Source organism: Lichenihabitans psoromatis, from assembly GCF_004323635.1.
GTDB classification, from domain to species: domain Bacteria; phylum Pseudomonadota; class Alphaproteobacteria; order Rhizobiales; family Beijerinckiaceae; genus Lichenihabitans; species Lichenihabitans psoromatis.
The window spans coordinates 4,307,047-4,324,609 of the sequence record NZ_CP036515.1 but is presented as its reverse complement, the minus strand read 5'-3'; the positions used below and the strand labels follow the sequence as shown (position 1 = coordinate 4,324,609).

At 62.4% G+C, this 17,563-nt stretch carries 16 protein-coding genes and 1 pseudogene; 4 read left to right on the top strand and 13 right to left on the bottom strand.

The features are described from left to right. Positions 1-726, bottom strand: coding sequence for a hypothetical protein (locus EY713_RS20260; RefSeq protein WP_131118602.1), 726 nt, complete (start codon positions 724-726; stop codon positions 1-3). A 228-nt stretch (positions 727-954) separates the two neighbouring features. Between EY713_RS20260 and EY713_RS20255 the strand changes: the two genes are divergently transcribed. Continuing rightward, positions 955-1,890 (top strand): AEC family transporter, encoded by a 936-nt coding sequence (locus EY713_RS20255; RefSeq protein ID WP_131118600.1) that lies wholly within the window; start codon positions 955-957, stop codon positions 1,888-1,890. Here the strand turns inward: EY713_RS20255 and EY713_RS20250 are convergent. The 6 genes and pseudogenes from EY713_RS20250 to dnaK all read right to left on the bottom strand — a co-directional run bounded on the left by EY713_RS20250 (position 1,869) and on the right by dnaK (position 8,099). Then, on the bottom strand, positions 1,869-2,525 hold the full coding sequence (locus EY713_RS20250) for a TetR/AcrR family transcriptional regulator (RefSeq protein WP_131118598.1): 657 nt from the start codon (positions 2,523-2,525) through the stop codon (positions 1,869-1,871). The two genes, EY713_RS20255 and EY713_RS20250, sit on opposite strands and share 22 nt — an antisense overlap. Positions 2,526-2,569: 44 nt before the next feature. After that, a complete protein-coding gene (gene pyrF, locus EY713_RS20245) occupies positions 2,570-3,283 on the bottom strand; it encodes an orotidine-5'-phosphate decarboxylase (protein WP_425374326.1) in 714 nt (237 codons plus the stop codon). 53 nt (positions 3,284-3,336) lie between these two features. After that, entirely contained in the window at positions 3,337-3,762 is a 426-nt protein-coding gene (locus EY713_RS20240) for a putative quinol monooxygenase (RefSeq protein WP_131118594.1), read from the bottom strand. Between the two features lie 327 nt (positions 3,763-4,089). Next, positions 4,090-4,710 (bottom strand): annotated as a pseudogene (locus EY713_RS20235) (class I SAM-dependent methyltransferase); the annotation flags it as partial. An 86-nt stretch (positions 4,711-4,796) separates the two neighbouring features. After that, positions 4,797-5,927, bottom strand: a complete 1,131-nt coding sequence (gene dnaJ, locus EY713_RS20230; protein WP_131118592.1) for a molecular chaperone DnaJ — start codon at positions 5,925-5,927, stop codon at positions 4,797-4,799. A gap of 255 nt (positions 5,928-6,182) precedes the next feature. Further along, positions 6,183-8,099, bottom strand: coding sequence for a molecular chaperone DnaK (dnaK, locus tag EY713_RS20225; protein ID WP_131118590.1), 1,917 nt, complete (start codon positions 8,097-8,099; stop codon positions 6,183-6,185). Positions 8,100-8,390: 291 nt separating this feature from the next. Here dnaK and EY713_RS20220 point away from each other — a divergent pair, with 291 nt between their 5' ends. Together EY713_RS20220 and EY713_RS20215 are read left to right on the top strand one after the other, a co-directional pair. Continuing rightward, on the top strand, positions 8,391-9,272 hold the full coding sequence (locus EY713_RS20220; protein WP_131118588.1) for an S-methyl-5'-thioadenosine phosphorylase: 882 nt from the start codon (positions 8,391-8,393) through the stop codon (positions 9,270-9,272). A gap of 46 nt (positions 9,273-9,318) precedes the next feature. Then, on the top strand, positions 9,319-9,855 hold the full coding sequence (locus tag EY713_RS20215) for an adenine phosphoribosyltransferase (protein ID WP_131118586.1): 537 nt from the start codon (positions 9,319-9,321) through the stop codon (positions 9,853-9,855). Here EY713_RS20215 and EY713_RS20210 read toward each other — a convergent pair. The 6 genes from EY713_RS20210 to EY713_RS20185 form a co-directional block, all read right to left on the bottom strand. Next, the gene (locus tag EY713_RS20210; protein WP_131118584.1) at positions 9,824-10,318 is read right to left on the bottom strand and encodes a MaoC family dehydratase; all 495 of its coding nucleotides are present in this window, start codon (positions 10,316-10,318) and stop codon (positions 9,824-9,826) included. The genes EY713_RS20215 and EY713_RS20210 overlap by 32 nt on opposite strands. 2 nt (positions 10,319-10,320) lie before the next feature. Beyond that, entirely contained in the window at positions 10,321-10,764 is a 444-nt protein-coding gene (locus EY713_RS20205) for a MaoC family dehydratase (protein ID WP_425374375.1), read from the bottom strand. A 41-nt stretch (positions 10,765-10,805) separates the two neighbouring features. Further along, entirely contained in the window at positions 10,806-12,794 is a 1,989-nt protein-coding gene (locus EY713_RS20200) for an AI-2E family transporter (RefSeq protein WP_131118580.1), read from the bottom strand. Positions 12,795-13,013: 219 nt separating this feature from the next. After that, positions 13,014-13,919 (bottom strand): hypothetical protein, encoded by a 906-nt coding sequence (locus EY713_RS20195; RefSeq protein WP_131118579.1) that lies wholly within the window; start codon positions 13,917-13,919, stop codon positions 13,014-13,016. Positions 13,920-14,373: 454 nt separating this feature from the next. After that, positions 14,374-15,960 (bottom strand): OpgD/OpgG family glucan biosynthesis protein, encoded by a 1,587-nt coding sequence (locus EY713_RS20190; protein ID WP_131118577.1) that lies wholly within the window; start codon positions 15,958-15,960, stop codon positions 14,374-14,376. Between the two features lie 2 nt (positions 15,961-15,962). Next, on the bottom strand, positions 15,963-16,199 hold the full coding sequence (locus tag EY713_RS20185; protein WP_131118575.1) for a hypothetical protein: 237 nt from the start codon (positions 16,197-16,199) through the stop codon (positions 15,963-15,965). A 163-nt stretch (positions 16,200-16,362) separates the two neighbouring features. On the opposite strand from EY713_RS20185, the gene EY713_RS20180 reads away from it, so the two are divergent. Then, the gene (locus EY713_RS20180; protein ID WP_131118573.1) at positions 16,363-17,538 is read left to right on the top strand and encodes a DNA topoisomerase IB; all 1,176 of its coding nucleotides are present in this window, start codon (positions 16,363-16,365) and stop codon (positions 17,536-17,538) included. The last annotated feature ends 25 nt before the right edge of the window (positions 17,539-17,563 follow it).

The following is a 17,563-nucleotide window of genomic DNA, read 5'->3' as shown; positions in this document are numbered from 1 at the left end:
TCAGCGGTTGACGTCGCCCTCGACGATGTAGCTTCGGACCCGGGTGCGCCCGTTCTCCAAATCGCGTCTGACCGAGGGCGTGCCTCCGCTCCGGCTTTCAGCCGCATCGGCGGCGGCGTCGCTCGCCGGGCTGGCCGGATCGACGTAGGTGTGCGGGCCGCCATGGGCCGCTGGCGTGGTTTGGCTGGCCGTGCCGGCCCCGATCCGCTCCCGCACATCGGGGTTAGCGGCTTCGTCGATGTCGGCAAGTCCATCTTCGCCCGCGTAGCTACCGCCGAAGCCGGCCGTGCTGGCATCCGCAGGCTTATAGGCCGCATCGACATTGTCGACGCCGCCTTCGGAGCGGGTCCAGCCTTCGCTCTCCCACGCCATCGATCGCTCGTCGAGATCGACCGCTCCGTCGCGGTCGAGCACGTCGATCGCCTGCTTATACAGCGCATCGCTCGTCCGCACCGAGAGTGCGAATCCGCCCCGACGAAGGCCCTCCGAATAGGTCCGGCGTTCATCGTCCGGCATGAAGAAGTTGGTGAGCGAGTCCCAGAAGCCGCGCTGATGGTCGTCGGCGACGTTAAACGAATCGGCGTTGCTGCCGACGATCGTGATCGCATCCGCCGATAGTCCGACTGCCACCAGGTCGTTTTTCGCGATCTGGGCGTGCTCGCCGGTATCGAAGAATGCCGTCACGGTCCGGGCGCCTGTGGTCGTTTCGCTATCGAAATTGGTCATGATGAACTCCCTGTCCATCAGTAAAACGGCAGGGGCACCTCGCTCGTTCCCTCCAGACTTCGTCATCCGCCGAATAACAAGCGTCCGGCTCATCCCCGCCGTCGCCTTGATCGCGCGCCGATTTGGCGTAGGACCGGGCGTTCGATGCGCAGGCGTGAGGTCGTCGGGCGGTCGGCGTCTGCCGCGCCAACACGCGACGCCATCTCTCATAAAAAGAGCGCATGCCCGATGTTGACGACCGTGCTCGTGCTGGTGCCCATCTTTGCGTTGATCCTGGTTGGCTATCTCTATCGGCGAAGTGGCATCCTCGGGCCGCATTCGACCACGGAGCTGAACCGCTTCGTGGTCTATCTCGCGCTCCCGGCTCTGTTGTTCGACATCATGGCCCACACGAGCGTTGCGGCTTTCTACCAGCCCGGCTTCATCGCTGTTTTCGGCCTGTCGTGCGCGATCGTCTTCGCTATCACGATCGCGATCCGATTGCGGAAGCCTCGGCATCTCGCCGACGTGAGTATCGACGGCCTCAATGCCGCTTATGGCAACACTGGCTTCATCGGGTTTCCGCTGACTTTGATCGTGTTCGGCAAAGCAAGCCTCGCGCCGACCACCGCTGCGGCCATCATCACGGTTTGTATTCTCTTCGGGGTCGCGATCGTGCTGATCGAGATCGGCCTTCAGGCCGAACGCCGTGTGCTTCACCTTGCCAGCAAAGTCGGACGCTCTCTCGTCAAGAACCCGCTGCTCTTGTCGCCCGTGCTGGGCGGGCTCGTGGCGGCGACAGGCCTCAGTCTGCCCGACAGTGTGGAGGTGTTCTTGAAGTTGCTCGGGGGCGCCGCATCGCCCTGCGCCCTCGTGGCGCTTGGCCTCTTCCTGGCGCAAAATACCGAAACAGCTCAGAACGACACGCCGGCGACGCTGTTCCTGGTGGGTCTGAAGCTGATCCTGCAGCCCGCCGTCGCCTGGGTTCTGGCCACCCTGGTGTTCGGTCTGTCACCCACACTGACCAAAATGGCGGTCGTTCTCGCAGCCATGCCGACCGGAACCGGACCTTTCATGCTGGCGGAATTCTACGGCCGGGAGGCCGGCATCACGTCGAAGGCGATCCTCATCTCGACCGTCGTCTCGCTCTTCACCATCTCGGCCTATTTGACGTGGGCGGCCTGACCCCTTGACCGCCAGAGCGCGGCCTCGATGAGGGCTTCGGTCGATCGATGCAAAATCGCGGACGGGTCAGCGCCCTCGAAGGCGGGGTTCAAATGGCCGGCCAACGTCAACATGGCGACCCCGTGTGAGAGAGACCAGATCTCGAACGCTAGGGGGCGCGAGTCGGTCGACGGTGCCCCGCCATGCTTCAACAGGGCAGTCGCGGCACGGCGGAGCAGGTCCAGCGCTTCGGTGGCGGCCGCGCCAGCTTCGGGCGCGTTCAGGGTCGTTACATTGGAAAACATCGCCGCATAAAGCCCGGGTTCTGTCCGCGCGAAGGCCAGATAGGCGTTCCCCATGCTCTTCATGGCGGAGCGGGCATCGGGCTTGCCGTCGGCCCAGGCTTCGCTCAACTTCAGGCCGAACATCTCGAACCCGCGCCGGGTCAATTCTTCCATCAGCGCGTTGCGATCGGAAAAATGGCGGTAGGGCGCGGCGGCCGTCACACCGGCGAGTTTTGCCGCATCGGCCAGCGTGAAGCCGCCCGGTCCCCGCTCGGACACAAGCAGACGAGCAGCCTCCACCAAGGCTTCCTTCAGATGCCCATGATGGTAGGCGCGGCGCTCTCCGCCAAAGAAACGATTGCCGTGATCCATTCTGTGCTTCTAGAGCAGTATCGGACGAGATCGATGCCCCTTTTTCAAGACATCCGGTCGCTCAGCGATTGCGCGATCTCGGCGACGATCGACACTGCCGCCTGACGCGGATCGGGCGAGGCCGTGATCGGTCGACCGACGACGAGATGGTCGGCGCCCGCCAGGATGGCTTCCGAAGGCGTCATGATCCGCTTCTGGTCACCGCTCGCGGCGCCGCTCGGCCGGATGCCCGGTGTCACGATTGTCATGTCGGGGCCGACGCTTGCGCGAACCACAGCGACTTCCAGCGGCGACATCACAAGACCGTCGATGCCGATCGCTTTGGCTTGAGCGGCCCGCTGAGCCACCAACTCGGCCGCACCGAACCGATAGCCGGCTTCCGCGAGATCCGCGTCATTCGACGAGGTCAGAACCGTCACGGCCAACAGCCGCAAGCCGTCGTCGCCCTTGGCATCCTGGGCGGCCCGCATAGTTTGTGGGAAGGCATGGATCGTCAGGAACGTGGCCCCGAGGCGCGCGATCTGGGCTGTTGCGCCCGCCACTGTGTTGGGGATGTCGTGCAGCTTGAGGTCCAGAAATACCTGATGGCCGGTTCCGATCAGCCGCTCGGCAAGGTCCAAACCGCCCGCATAAGCGAGTTCGAGACCGATCTTGTAGAAGCCGACGCTATCCCCAAGGACCGTGACGAGATCGAGCGCCTGATCGACGGTCGGGAGATCCAGCGCCACGATCAGGCGGTCTCGTGGGGAGGTCGTCATGATGCTCTCTCTCGTTCTGGTCATCGCTTTCGGCCCAAGCGACCCGCTCGACGTTACGGATGTTGTAAGGACAGCAGCATCGAACCGGGAGAGGCGACACATGTGGCCTTGATCTTGGCCGTCTCGGCCCCGAATTGCTTGAAATGCGGCGTCGCCGCGTGAGCCGCGAAGGCGGCTTCGTCGTCGAACACCTCGAATAAGATCAGGTGATCCGGGGCGGACGCCGGTCGCTCCACGTCGAAGCGGCGGCAACCCGGCTCGTTCAGCACAGAGGCTCGCGCCACGCCGAGCACGAGCGTCGTCAAGGCGGGCATGTCGCTCGGAGCGGCTGTGTAGTCGACCACCACGACGTAACCCGGCGCGTTGGGGTTGGCGGTTTGTGCCAGGGCCGACCCCGAAAGACTTGGGAACGCAAGCAGAAGTGCGGCGGTCGCGCCGACGATCAAGCGGGTCAATGTCACGGTCGGCCTCGTGGTCATGGGCCGGTCCCTTGAGAGCGGCCGCGGTTCATCCGGTCTCTACCATCGCGATCGTCGATCGCCCAGCCGGTCGCTCTTCACGCGTTGGCGCGCCGGCTTTGCGGTTCGCTCCGCGATGACCCGGGCCTTGTGCAATTCGAGGCCGATTTTCACCTTGAGGGCACGCATCCTGAACTCGGCCCGCGCTTCAGAGGAGCGGACCAAAATCTCAGTTCGCAGTTTTTGGCGTTGCTCGCGCCATTCCTCGCCCAGCTTATCGCGGCCGGCCTTGATCTTGTCGAAGAGGTCGACGCCGACACGGTCCTGCGTGTCTCCGCCGGCCGTTGCGCGGCGATAGATCCAAACGCGCGCCGGCGGAAGGTTGAGCCAGACAGGAGCCGACACCTTGGCGTCGAAGCCGAGATCATTCTCCCGATGTTGGCGGGGGATGGGTGACGTCAGGCCATAGGTGAACTGAATGAAGGGCGCATCGGGGCGCATCAGGGCGAAAGCGTCGCCGAGAAGATCGTACCGTTGGCGCTCCGGTCTTGTGAGCAGCGGGAGACTTGAAACGATGGCGGCGGCAGGATCGAATAATAAGCCCGACAGGGTCGCGCCGAGCGCATAGGCATCGCCTTGCACGACCTGGCATCCCGGGTAACGCCGTGACAGCAGCTTGCAAAATGCAGGCTCGAACTCGACCAGGACCAAACGTTCCGGCGCAACGCCTCGGCGGATCAAAGCGTCCGTCACGGGCCCCGTTCCCGGTCCGAGTTCGATGATGGGGCCGGGTATGGAGGGATCGACGTAGCGGGCCATCATCCGAGACAGCGAGCGGCTAGACGGCGAAACAGCACCCGTCGTGAGTGGGCTCTCAAGCCACGTCTTGATGAAGCGGGCTTCGTCTTTCCAACGAAACCCGCGATAAGCGTTGGGCTTGACCTTTGACGGACGATCAACGTCGAACAAGGGTGAACGCAACGCGTGATCCTTCAGTGAAAAGCGCCATTCGGCGTCGTCTTGACCACGACCGGGCGATCCCGGTCATGAGAGGATTAGTGACTGAGCTGATCGAAAAAATCTTTAATCTTCTCGAAAAACCCATTGGATTCAGGATGTGTTGTGGTCGATGAAATCGACTCAAACTCGTTCAGCAGTTCCCGTTGGCGCTTGCTGAGGTTCTGCGGCGTCTCGACCATGGCCTGGATGTAGAGATCGCCGAGGTCGCGAGACCGTAGGATCGGCATACCCTTACCCTTGATGCGAAACTGCTTTCCGGACTGAGTCCCCTCCGGCACCTTGACCTTGGCTTGCTGACCATCGACGGTCGGCACCGAAAACTCGCCGCCGAGCGCGGCCTGAACCATGGAAATCGGCACGCGACAGTAGAGATCCGCGCCGTCGCGCTGGAAGAACTGATGCGGCTTGACCGCGAGAAAGATGTAGAGGTCACCTGCGGGTCCGCCGCGCAGGCCGGCTTCACCCTCGCCCGAAAGCCTGATGCGCGTACCATCCTCAACGCCGGCCGGGATATTGACCGACAGCGCCCGTTCCCGCGTTACGCGGCCTGAGCCGGCGCAGCTCGTGCACGGATTGTCGATGATCTCGCCGCGACCTTGGCAGGTTGGGCATGTCCGCTCGATCGCGAAGAAGCCCTGCTGGGCGCGAACCCGTCCCTGGCCTCCGCAGGTGCCGCAGGGGCGGGGCTTCGAGCCAGGCTTTGCTCCGCTTCCCGAACAGGCCTCACACGAGATCGAGGTCGGAATATTGACCGTCGCGGTCTTGCCCTTGAAGGCATCTTCCAACGTGATATCGAGATTGAAGCGGAGATCCGAGCCACGCTCACGACCGCCGGAGCGACCACCGCGCGACCGGCCCATCATGTCGCCGAAGAGATCGTCGAAAATATCCGACATCGACGAGCCGAAGCCCTCGCCCATGCCGCCGCCCTGGCCGCTTTGCTCGAAAGCGGCGTGGCCATAACGGTCATAGGCTGCGCGTTTATCCGCGCTTGAGAGGCACTGATAGGCTTCGTTGAGTTCCTTGAATTTCGCTTCCGCCGCCTTGTCGCCTGGATTGCGATCGGGATGGCATTGCATCGCGGCCTTACGGAAGGCTCCCTTGAGCTCGACCTCAGTCACGGTCCGGCTTACGCCGAGGATTTCGTAATAATCAGCTTTGGCCATTCAAGCCATGTCCCATCTTAAATGCCGGGCCTGCAGCGGACGAACCGATCCGCCGTTGCGATGTGCGGAACGGAAATGCTCCGACCTCGCGTCGCTTCTGGCAGGCTGACGATGACAGTCGTAGGTGCCATGAGCACATTTTCGCCGCAAGCTGAAACCTCGAACGGACGGCGTCGCCCACAATCCTCAAACCAAAAATCCGGAGCGCGACGCGCCCCGGACTGATTGGTGAAAGGCCTTACCGATCAGCGAGGATCAGGCGTGGCGCTTCTTGTCGTCGTCGCCAACTTCCTTGAAGTCGGCGTCGATGACGTCCTCGTTAGCGTTAGCAGACGTTTCGGCCGCCCCTGGAGCCGCGCCCTCGCCGGACTGTGCCTTGTACATCGCTTCGCCGAGCTTCATCGAAGCCTGCATCAGGTCGTTAGTCTTGCTCTTGATCGCCTCGACATCTTCACCGTCGAGAGCAGGACGGAGAGCCGCGATTGCTGCTTCAACCGCGCTCTTGTCGGCGGCCGACACCTTGTCTCCATATTCCGCGACCGACTTCTCGGTCGAGTGAATCATGGCCTCGGCCTGGTTCTTGGCATCAATCAACTCGCGACGCAGCTTATCGTCCGCCGCATGCAACTCGGCGTCCTTGACCATCTTATCGATATCACTGTCCGACAGACCACCCGACGCCTGGATGCGGATCTGCTGTTCCTTGTTGGTGGCCTTGTCCTTCGCGGTCACATTCACGATGCCGTTGGCATCGATGTCGAACGTGACCTCGATCTGCGGCACGCCACGCGGCGCGGCCGGAATGCCGACGAGATCGAACTGGCCCAGCACCTTGTTGTCGGCGGCCATCTCGCGCTCGCCTTGGAACACGCGGATCGTCACCGCGGTCTGGCTGTCCTCGGCGGTCGAGAACACCTGGCTCTTCTTGGTCGGGATCGTCGTGTTGCGATCGATCAAGCGGGTAAACACGCCACCCAATGTCTCGATGCCGAGCGACAGCGGGGTCACGTCGAGGAGCAGCACGTCCTTGACGTCGCCCTGGAGCACGCCGGCCTGAACCGCCGCGCCGATGGCCACGACCTCGTCCGGGTTGACGCCCTTATGGGGCTCCTTCCCGAAGAACTGCTTCACGATCTCCTGAACCTTCGGCATGCGGGTCATGCCACCGACCAGAACGACCTCATCGATCTCACCGGCCGTAAGGCCTGCATCTTTCAGAGCCTTGCGGCACGGCTCGACGGTGCGCTGGATCAGATCCTCGACCAAGCTCTCGAACTTGGAGCGGGTCAGCTTCAAGGTCAGATGCTTCGGGCCGCTCGCGTCAGCCGTGATGTAGGGGAGGTTGATGTCCGTCTGGCTTGCGGACGACAGCTCGATCTTGGCCTTTTCGGCAGCTTCCTTGAGGCGCTGGAGGGCCAGCTTATCCTTGCGGAGATCGACCGTGTTTTCCTTACGGAAATCATCCGCGAAATATTCCACGAGGCGCATGTCGAAGTCTTCGCCGCCGAGGAACGTGTCGCCGTTGGTGGACTTCACCTCGAAGACGCCGTCGCCGATCTCAAGGATCGACACGTCGAAGGTGCCGCCGCCAAGGTCGTAGACCGCGATCACGCCGGTGCTCTTCTTATCGAGGCCGTAAGCAAGCGCTGCGGCCGTCGGCTCGTTGATGATGCGAAGCACTTCAAGGCCGGCGATCTTGCCCGCGTCCTTGGTGGCCTGACGCTGAGCGTCGTTGAAATAAGCCGGAACAGTGATGACCGCCTGGGTCACGGTCTGGCCCAGATAGGCCTCGGCCGTCTCTTTCATCTTCTGCAAGATGAAGGCTGAAATCTGAGAAGGCGAATATTGCTTGCTGTCCGCCTGAACCCACGCGTCGCCGTTGGACGCCTTGGTGATCTTATAGGGGACGAGACCCATGTCCTTCTTGGTCATCGGATCTTCGAAGGTCCGGCCGATCAGACGCTTGATCGCGAAGAAGGTGCGCTCGGGATTGGTGACGCCCTGTCGCTTGGCCGGCTGGCCAACGAGACGCTCTCCCTCATCCGTGAAAGCCACGATGGATGGTGTGGTACGCGCGCCCTCGGCATTTTCAATGACCTTGGGCGTCGAGCCTTCCATGACGGCGACGCAGGAGTTGGTTGTCCCGAGGTCGATGCCGATTACTTTTGCCATGTCGTAGTATCCTTTCTTTTTCGCAGAACCGCCGGATCCCGAAGCGATCCGGCTGTGGGCGGACGAGGGCTCCGTGTCACGGGCCTCGGACGACCGGTCCCCGATGGTGAGTGGAAGATGGGAACGCCCTCTCGGAGCGCAAGCGCGGATCGACAGATAGGAAGGCTTTTTTGCCGCGCAAGCGGGGCGAAAACGACGGTTTTGCGCGAGTGACGCTGCGCTTTGGCACTTGCGTCTTCACCGCGCTGCCGCGATGGTGCGCTGCGGAATCGGGCAATCGGTCGAGGCACCATGGGCAAAGCGATAATCGGTATCATCGGCGGCTCCGGTGTCTACGATCTCCCCGGGCTTGAGCATTATCGCGAGGAGCGTGTCTCGACGCCTTGGGGCGAACCATCGGACGTGCTCCGGTTCGGTCGCTTGGCTGGACGCGATGCCGTGTTTCTGCCGCGTCACGGCAAAGGCCATCGGCTGTCACCCTCCGGCATCAACTATCGCGCCAATATCGACGCCTTGAAGCGGGCCGGAGTGACCGATCTCATCTCAGTGTCGGCCTGCGGGTCCTATCGGGCGGAGCTTTATCCGGGCCTCTTCGTTATGGTCGATCAATTCGTCGACCGGACCCACGGCCGCGAAAGCTCGTTTTTCGGCAACGGCTGCGTCGTCCATGTCTCGATGGCGCATCCCGTCGCACCCTTGCTGCAGGCGCGTCTCGCCGACGCCGCGACCGCCGAGTCGATTCCGTTTAAGAAGGGCGGGACGTATCTCTGCATGGAAGGTCCGCAATTCTCGACGCTGGCCGAGTCGCTCACCCATAAGTCGTTCGGCTACGATGTTGTCGGCATGACCGCGATGCCCGAAGCCAAGCTGGCGCGCGAAGCCGAGATCTCCTACGCGACGGTCGCCATGGTGACGGATTTCGACTGTTGGCATTCCGACCACGGCCATGTCGACGTCGCATCGGTGCTTCGGGCCGTGCGCGAAAATGCCGAGTCGGCCCGCACCCTCATCACGCGCCTCATCCGAGATTTTCCAGAAGAGCACGAAGAGTGCCCGATCGGCTCGGACAAGGCGCTTGACAACGCCTTCATCACGGCACCCGAGGCACGCGACCCTGCCGTCCTTGCGAAGCTCGATGCCGTCGCGGGACGTGTCCTCGGCCCCCGATCCTAACAACGCGTTTGGCCGCATCTGGCCGGGCGCACGCGCGAGTCACTTCATGATCACCGACGACCTCAAGGCTTCGATCCGGACGATCCCGGATTATCCGAAACCAGGTATCCTGTTCCGCGACATCACGACCCTGCTCGGGAACGCACGCGCGTTTCGACGCGCGATCGACGAGTTGGTGCAGCCGTGGGCCGGCACCAAGATCGACAAGGTCGCCGGAATGGAAGCGCGTGGATTCATTCTTGGCGGAGCCGTCGCTCATCAGTTATCGGCGGGCTTCGTTCCGATCCGGAAGAAGGGCAAGCTGCCCTTTACGGTCGTCAGTGTGGCCTATTCGCTGGAATATGGCATCGACGAGATGGAGGTTCATCAAGATGCGGTCTTGCCAGGCGAGCGCGTCATCCTGGTCGACGACCTGATCGCGACCGGTGGAACGGCCGAGGGTGCGGTCAAGCTGCTGAAGCAGATCGGCGCAGACGTCGTAGCGGCCTGCTTCGTCATTGACCTTCCCGATCTCGGCGGCGCCGAGAAGATCAGAAACCTCGGAGTTCCGGTCAGGACTCTGATGGAATTCTCAGGTCACTGACGCCAAGGTCGGCGGCGGGTCGTCGCCGCCATAAGACGCAACCCTCGAAGCTGAACGCCAACGTGCCATCGGCTTTGTGGCCGGTGCAATGACTGAACACCAACCCCCAATCGGGCTTCGAGGTCACGCGCTTGCCGGTCACGCAGGATGCGAACGATAGGGTGTCGCCGGCAAAGACAGGGACGATCCACTTGAGGCTCTTGAAGCCCGGCGACGGTCCCACCTGCATCGGCCCGCTGCCCACCTCGGCTTGCCGTGCCGCGACATTGAGCTTCATCCAGATCGCGGCCGTGTGCCATCCCGAGGCGGCCAAACGGCCGAACGGACCCGTGCGCGCGGCCTCCTCATCCATGTGAAAGCTCTGGGGATCGTAACGGCTTGCGAACGCCATGATCTCCTCTGCCGTGAACAGGTGGGACCCGAATTGGACCGTCTCGCCCACCACCACGTCGTCGAAGAACATGGTCACGCTCCCTCGTCACGACAGCCGAACATGATCGTGTTTGCCTGTGTCATGACACAGGTGCCGGTCTGGTTGGTCATCTCGAAGGCAAAGCCGACGAGACCCATCTGGGGACGCGACCGAGATCGCCGGGCCGACGTCACACGCGCCGACATCTGCAGGCGATCACCGGCACGCACCGGCGCGCGCCAGTTGAGTTCGTCGATCCCTGGGCTTCCCTGTGACGATGAGCGATGCAGAAAACCATCGAAGATCATCCGCATGCCGAGGGACGCCGTATGCCAGCCAGACGCCGCGAGTCCTTTGAGCGGCGACGAGAGAGCAGTGGCCTCGTCGAGATGAAACGGCTGCGGATCAAACTCCGCCGCGAACGCCCGGATCTCCGCCTCGGTGACGAGATAATCGCCGAACGCGAACTCACGACCCTCGTGGAAATCCTCAAACATCAGACGGTCAGGCACTGCGGCTGTTTCAGGATCTCCCGCGCTCATGAGAGAGCCGGGACCACGGCCGGAAGTGTCGCGGCCGTCTCGATCGGGTCGACCGCGACGACAACTCCCTCAGGCGGCTGCGACAGGCAATAGCGGATCGCATCCACGAACGTCGTCACTTTCGGGTCTTTGACAACCTGATCGATCTCCTCATCCGTGTCGCGGAGACCGCCGATGCGCCACCACGCACCAACAAGGATGTGAGCTTTCGGCGCCCGACGTCGTAAACGCCGAAGCACGAACCGCAAAAAGGCTGGGCTGCTGCCATCCAAGGCCGAGAGGCAGATCAACGCAACGCCTTCAACGTTGAGGTGATCGATCTCCGTTTTGGACAGCGCGGTGTAGCTCTCACAGCGGGCGCCGATCTGGTGGCCGAGAAACACCTGCACCAGCATGGCGGCGGCGGCGTCGTCGAGCGGGCCACGCGCGCCGACACACAGCACGCTGCCGGCTTTCGTAAATTGCGGCGGTGTCTCCGGCACGAGATCATCCGGCTTGGTCGCGACGTCGGCATCCGTCGCTTCCGTCGGCTTGCCGGTCGACCAGAATTTTTGCCGATCGTCCGGCTGATCGTCGCCCGGCGCATCGCGCTCGAGATCTTCGACGACGTCCAGGGCCGCGGCCTTGATCTGCTCCTGCCGATCGTGATCCAGCCGGTTTTGCGCCACATCGCCCTGCGCCAAAAGCAGGCCAGGCAGAGCCACGGCGTCGTAATATTCGGAGACCGACATCTCGCTCAAGCATTTTTGCGCCTGGTCGGAGGCTTCGATCGGATCGTTGGCCAGCAGACGCTGATAGAAGGTCTCTGACGGAGCGAGCGGGGGCCTATCGCCGAGCAGCACGTCGAGAAACTCCAGCTGTTCGACGTGACGCCCGAGCACGACCAGGCACACCGTGAGAGGCGTTGACAAGAAAAGACCGACAGGACCCCAGAGAACCGTCCAGAAGGTGGCGGCGATGATGATCGCGATCGGTGACAGGCCAGTGTTATGTCCATAGGCGAATGGCTCGACCACCTGACCGATGACGCTTTCGACCGCCAACAGCATCGCCCCAGTCCAGATCACCATGCTCCATCCCGGGTCGACCGCCGATGCGAGCACTAGGGGCAGAATAGAGCCGATGACCGGACCCACATAGGGAATGAACCGCATACAGGCGAAGATGATGCCAAGCAGGATCGGGCTCGGGACGCCGATCAACCACAGACTGATCCCAACGATGATGCCGGATGCCGTGTTGACGGCGCATTGTGTGAGCAAATACCGGCTCAGCCGCTTCGCTCCGTCGTCGATGGCAGCAGTCGTGCGCTGAAGGTCGGTCGCGCCAAAGAGGCGAATGGCGCGGTTGCGGAGATCCTCTCGCTGCAGGAGAATGAAGACGACGAAGATCAACACGATGCCGGCTGTCGCAATCGGGTGCACCAAAGGCGCGCTGACACGCAGGATCGTGTCGATGGCGCTCGGCGTTGGCGCAATGACTTCCACCGGCATGGGCGCAGCGGCAGGTCTTTCGCCTGTGGTCTGTTGTATGGCTGCGGCGGAGCTGCCGCTTCCGTTGACAACCTGCGCCTCGGGCTGCCGATTCACGGCTTTGCTGATCGTCGCGATCGCGTCCTCGATCCGCTGCATCGAGCCGCCGGTCGACATGCCTTGCAGATATTGAATTTTGCGGACAATCGTCCTCTCGTAACGAGGGACATCGTTGGCGAGGTCGCGCAATTGCGTCGTGATCAGCGCGCCCAAAGCGCCTAGAAACACGACGGCGATCATGACCGTGACGACCACGGGCGGGATCCGGCCCAGACCCAATTTCTGCAGCTTCCGCACGCTCGGCGCGAGGACGAAGCCAAGCAGAATCGCAAGAGCGATCGGCACGAGGATTTCGCTGCCGAAATAAAGCGCAGCGATCACGGCCGCGCAGGTCGCGAGAGTTCGCGTGCTGTTGCGCTCGCTCGAGGGGAGGGTCGCGTTTACCTGAGCCATCGTCTTGTCCGCCTCCCGGAGCAGCGTTCGACGGAGGCGCTCTCCCAGAGCTGACCTCTGCCGATCGACCTGCGCGACACCCTCGCGGTCACATTAAACTTTGGCGTCTCGCTCACCAACGCAAGGTGGTCGGATACGAATCCGCTCCACCCAAGGCCACTGATGCCATTGGGCGGAGCGGGTCACTCATGATGCGGTCCGGCGTGGACCGCAGAAGCTTTAGCGGGTCAGTGCCGCAGCGTCGCGAGCACGGCCACCAAAGGTTGCGGCGATAGTCGACGAAAACGCGCCGATCAGCATCGAGATGAACAGCCACAAGGACAGGTAAGCTGCAGCCTTGCGGGCCGCATCGGCGGCATCACGTGCGGTCTGTTCGGCTTTGGCGGCAGCAGCCTTGGCCTGAGCAATCGTGTCGTCGACGCGCTTTTCTGCATCGGCCTGGCTCAGGCCCGTCTTGGCGGCAATCAACTGACCGACGTAAGTCTTGTCGGCCGGTGCAATCTCACCGCTTGCAAGGCTCCGCGACATGATGCGGCCGACTTCGGCAACTGTAGCCTGATTGTTCGGATCGGTCGCGGCCTTATCGCTGCGGAACAGCATATCGGTGAAATAGGACTGGATGCCCGAGTTATTGGCGGCCTGCGTGCTGGCAGCACCGCCGACCGACCCGACCGCGCTCGCGAGCCCGGAGACGATACTGCCGGTCGCCTGAGCGCCGGTGCCGATAACCGAGGACGCCGCAGATGCTAACAAGGTCGCGCTGACGATTGCGCCCAAAGCCCAGGTCATGAAGCCATGCGCGGTGTCACGAAAGTAGATTTCGTCGGAGTGAACGCTCGTCCAACGCGTGCGGAGGCGACCGGCCAGATAGCCGCCCATGCCGGCCGACACGATCTGCACGATGATGAGCCAGATGATGGCGGACGTGCCGAGCGTCGTTCCTGACGCACCCGAGTTGGCATAGGGAGAGATGGATGCAAGGCCGACGCCGGTGCCAAGCGACAGCAGAATGAGCGAAAGCGCGGAAGCGACGACGGCGCCGCCGATAATGGCAGCCCAGGAGACGGCTGATGAGCCGGATTCGTTATTGGCAGCTAGTGCTGCAGTATTTGGTGCCAAAGCCATGTGAGCCTCGTGACGATGTATTGATCAGGAAGGGCGCGAACACCCTGGCGGTCTCGTCAGCGAACAAACAGCGCGATGAGAATGATGATTGGGATCGGAATACCAATAAACCAAAGAAGAATTGAACGCATGACGTCGGTTCCTTGAAATGAACGATCGTCAACGTCGGCTGTCCCGCTCAAGTTCCAGCTAATGCCGCGATTTGGCTACGGAAACGACGCTCTTTGTGTAAGTATCGGGCAGAACTAATCGCGGCGGTACAAGGTTAGCGCATATCTGCCGATACCGCCTGCGGCGCCGGATCTGCGGGCACCGTCACAAGCCTGGATGTGGCCTTCTCACCAACGCGCCTCGGGCCGGCGATGCGACTGCAGTCGGCAGGGTCGCGCACGGGCAACCGGCGAGCCGCGTCTTCGATCGAGAGACTGGGCGCGCCACGCTCGCCCGGGTGCGATCAGAAGGGATGATATTGGAACGCCCAGGTCTCGGTCAGAATGTCATTGCCGATTTTGAGATAGCAGCGCATCTCCACCGGGTCCGTTCCATCGACCACGAGATCGAATTGGGCCCGCCAGTGGCCGTTCACCCCATCCGGCACCGCCTCTGTGTACACATAGGGCGTAAACATGCCGCGCGATGTGTTGAGCACGGCCTCCGGCTTGACGCCGAACGGTAGATTTTCGAGCGGGCCACCCAAAAATTCCACCATGAACTTTCGAACGCCGGCGGGACGGGGCAGGCCGGGTTGTCCGCCGCGTCCGAGCCGAGTGGCGACGCATTTGGCAAGCGGCGACGGATGCGGCTCGTTCGCGACCCAGAACAGCTTATATTTGAAAGCATAGGTCTTGCCGGCCGTCGCGGGTTCGGCAGGCACCCAGGTGGCGACGACATTATCGTGGATCTCGTCGTCGGTCGGGATCTCGATCAACTGAACCGCGCCCGCACCCCAGTCGCTGCCGGGTTCGACCCAAAGGCTCGGCCGGCGATCATAAAAGACGCCATCCAGATAATGATCGAAAACCCGGTCGCGCTGCAGCGCGCCATAGCCGCGCGGCGAGTGATCCGAGAAGGAGGAGGCGGTCGTGCGCTCGGGATTATTGAGCGGCCGCCAAATCCGTTCGCCCGTGCCTGTCCACAAGGCGAGGCCATCCGAGTCATGGACCTCGGGGCGCCAGTCGATGGCGGTGTCCTTCTTGGTTTCGGAGAACCAATACATCGTCGTCAACGGAGCGATGCCAAGGCGGGCGATGTCCTTGCGAAGATTGAGCGTATGCTCGATCTCCATGGTAACGCCTTTGCCCCGTGTCATCTGGAACCGATAGGCTCCCGTCAGGGACGGGCCGTCGAGCAGCGCGTTGACCACGATGGTGTCGTCGCTCGTCGGCGTCTCGATGTAGAAGCGCGTGAAGTCGGGAAATTCCTCGTCGCGATCCGCGACGGCGGTGTTGACCGCGACGCCGCGGGCCGACAGGCCATATTGGTAGAGTTCGCCGATCGCACGGAAATAGGCCGCGCCGAGGAACGCCGCCCAATCGTTCTTATGCCAATCAGGCTTGCCGGAGCGGGGCTCCTGAATACGGAAGCCGGCAAATCCAACACCCTGCGGCAATTGTTTGGCCGGAGAATTGGCCGGCATGTCGAACATGGCTTGATTGTAGACGATGGGCCGAGCCTGATCGGCGTCGACCACATACATTTCGACGGACTTCGGGAAGAACTTGCCGATGTGGAAGAAGGTCACCGGAAACTGACCCGGACCATCGGCGAAGAGGGCCGACTCCGTATTGAACGTGATCTGCCCCCAGCGCTCGTAATCGATCTTCGACACGATCTCTGGATCGGGCTGACGCGGTGCCGCATAGGGCTTCGCGGCGAGGTCGACCGCCATGGCCTTGAGGGCCTCGAACGAAAAGACTTCCGGTGCTCCGAGCGTAAGGCTTCCCGCGGCATGAGCCGGTGTGAAACCTGCCGGGAGAAGACCCGCCGCGCCTGCGACCGACAGGGCGGTCAGCACCTGCCGGCGATCGAATAGGTCAGTCATGGTCAGCCCCGGATCGGTTCGACCTTGATGGCCGCCCGCATGAAGTAGAAAAGCGCCACGAAGCCGAGCAGGCCAAAGGCGATCTCGACGCTGCGGGCCACGAGGGGCGGCAACTGAAACAATCCGCCGAGCGCCCAGCCCGCGGCCCAGGACATACCGACGAGTTCGGTGCCGACGAGGATCGCCACGCAGGAGATGGTGGTCAGGTTGGCCCAGTTGATCGGCTTCGCGGCAGGCAAATGAAACTCCGATGATCGGCAGGGCACGTCAGGTCACCGGCCCTAAAGCATCGCGACCCTTGAAGCAAGGTTCGCGGATCGCGCCCTGTGCCATTCGGACGCCGCAGGAACCTTGCCTCGCGACTCGCATTGGCACTCCGCTGAGGAACTGAGGAAGCGCGGCATGTCCATCGCAGAGGATCGAGATCCCGACGACCCGCAGGTGGTCGATCCGCGCGATGCGGCCGAAAGTGCTGGGCTTTGGTACGTGACCGACGAGGATCAGGGCATTCGTCGTCAGAAGGCCGGCAAGGGATTTTCTTATCGCGGGCCGGATGGTCGCAAGATCACGAATACGGACACGCTCGATCGCATCAAGGCGCTCGCGATCCCGCCGGCCTACACGCATGTCTGGATCAGCGAACGGGCCGACGGCCATATTCAGGCGACCGGTCGCGACGCGAAGGGACGCAAGCAATATCGCTATCATCCGCTGTTCCGCGAAATCCGGGATAGCGCGAAATACGAGCATGTGACGGCTTTCGCCGATGCCTTGCCGCATATTCGGGACACGGTTCGTCGACATATGGCTGAGAAGGGCTTGAGCCGGCGTAAGATCCTGGCCACCATCGTGTATCTTCTCGAAACGACGCTGATCCGGGTTGGTAACGAGGATTACGCGCGCAAAAATCAGTCCTACGGCCTGACGACGCTCCTCGATGAACATGTCGCGGTGGACGGGGCGGGGCTGCATTTCGAGTTCAAGGGCAAGAGCGGGAAGATGTGGCGGCTCGACGTCCGCAACAAGCGCGTCGCCGCCATCGTCAAAGCCTGTCACGATCTGCCGGGCCACCACCTGTTCCAGTTCCTCGACGACGACAAACAACGCCACAGCGTCGGCTCATCCGACGTCAATTCCTATTTGCGCGAGATCACCGGCCGCGACGTAACCGCGAAGGATTTTCGCACCTGGGCCGGAACCGTGCTGGCCGCCATGGCGCTACACGAAATCGGCATCATCGACAGCGAAGCCAAAGCCAAGAAAAATATCCGCGCCGCGATCGAACGTGTCTCGTCGCGGCTCGGCAACACGCCGACGATCTGCCGAAAATGCTACATCCATCCAGAGATTCTCAACTGCTATATGAGCGGTGAGCTCATGCTCGAGATCAAGGACGATATCGAAGCCGAGCTACGGAGCGATCTTCCCAAATTGAGGCCGGAAGAAGCGGCCGTGTTGGCCTTGCTCGAGTCGCGCCTGAAGCGGGACATCGACGACGCTGCAGCGGAGGCCGCCAAACAAGCGTCCGCGCCGCATCGGAAGGGCAGCCGACTACAGCCGAGCGCGCGCGACGCGTGATCCGATGATGTCATCCGGCTCGAAC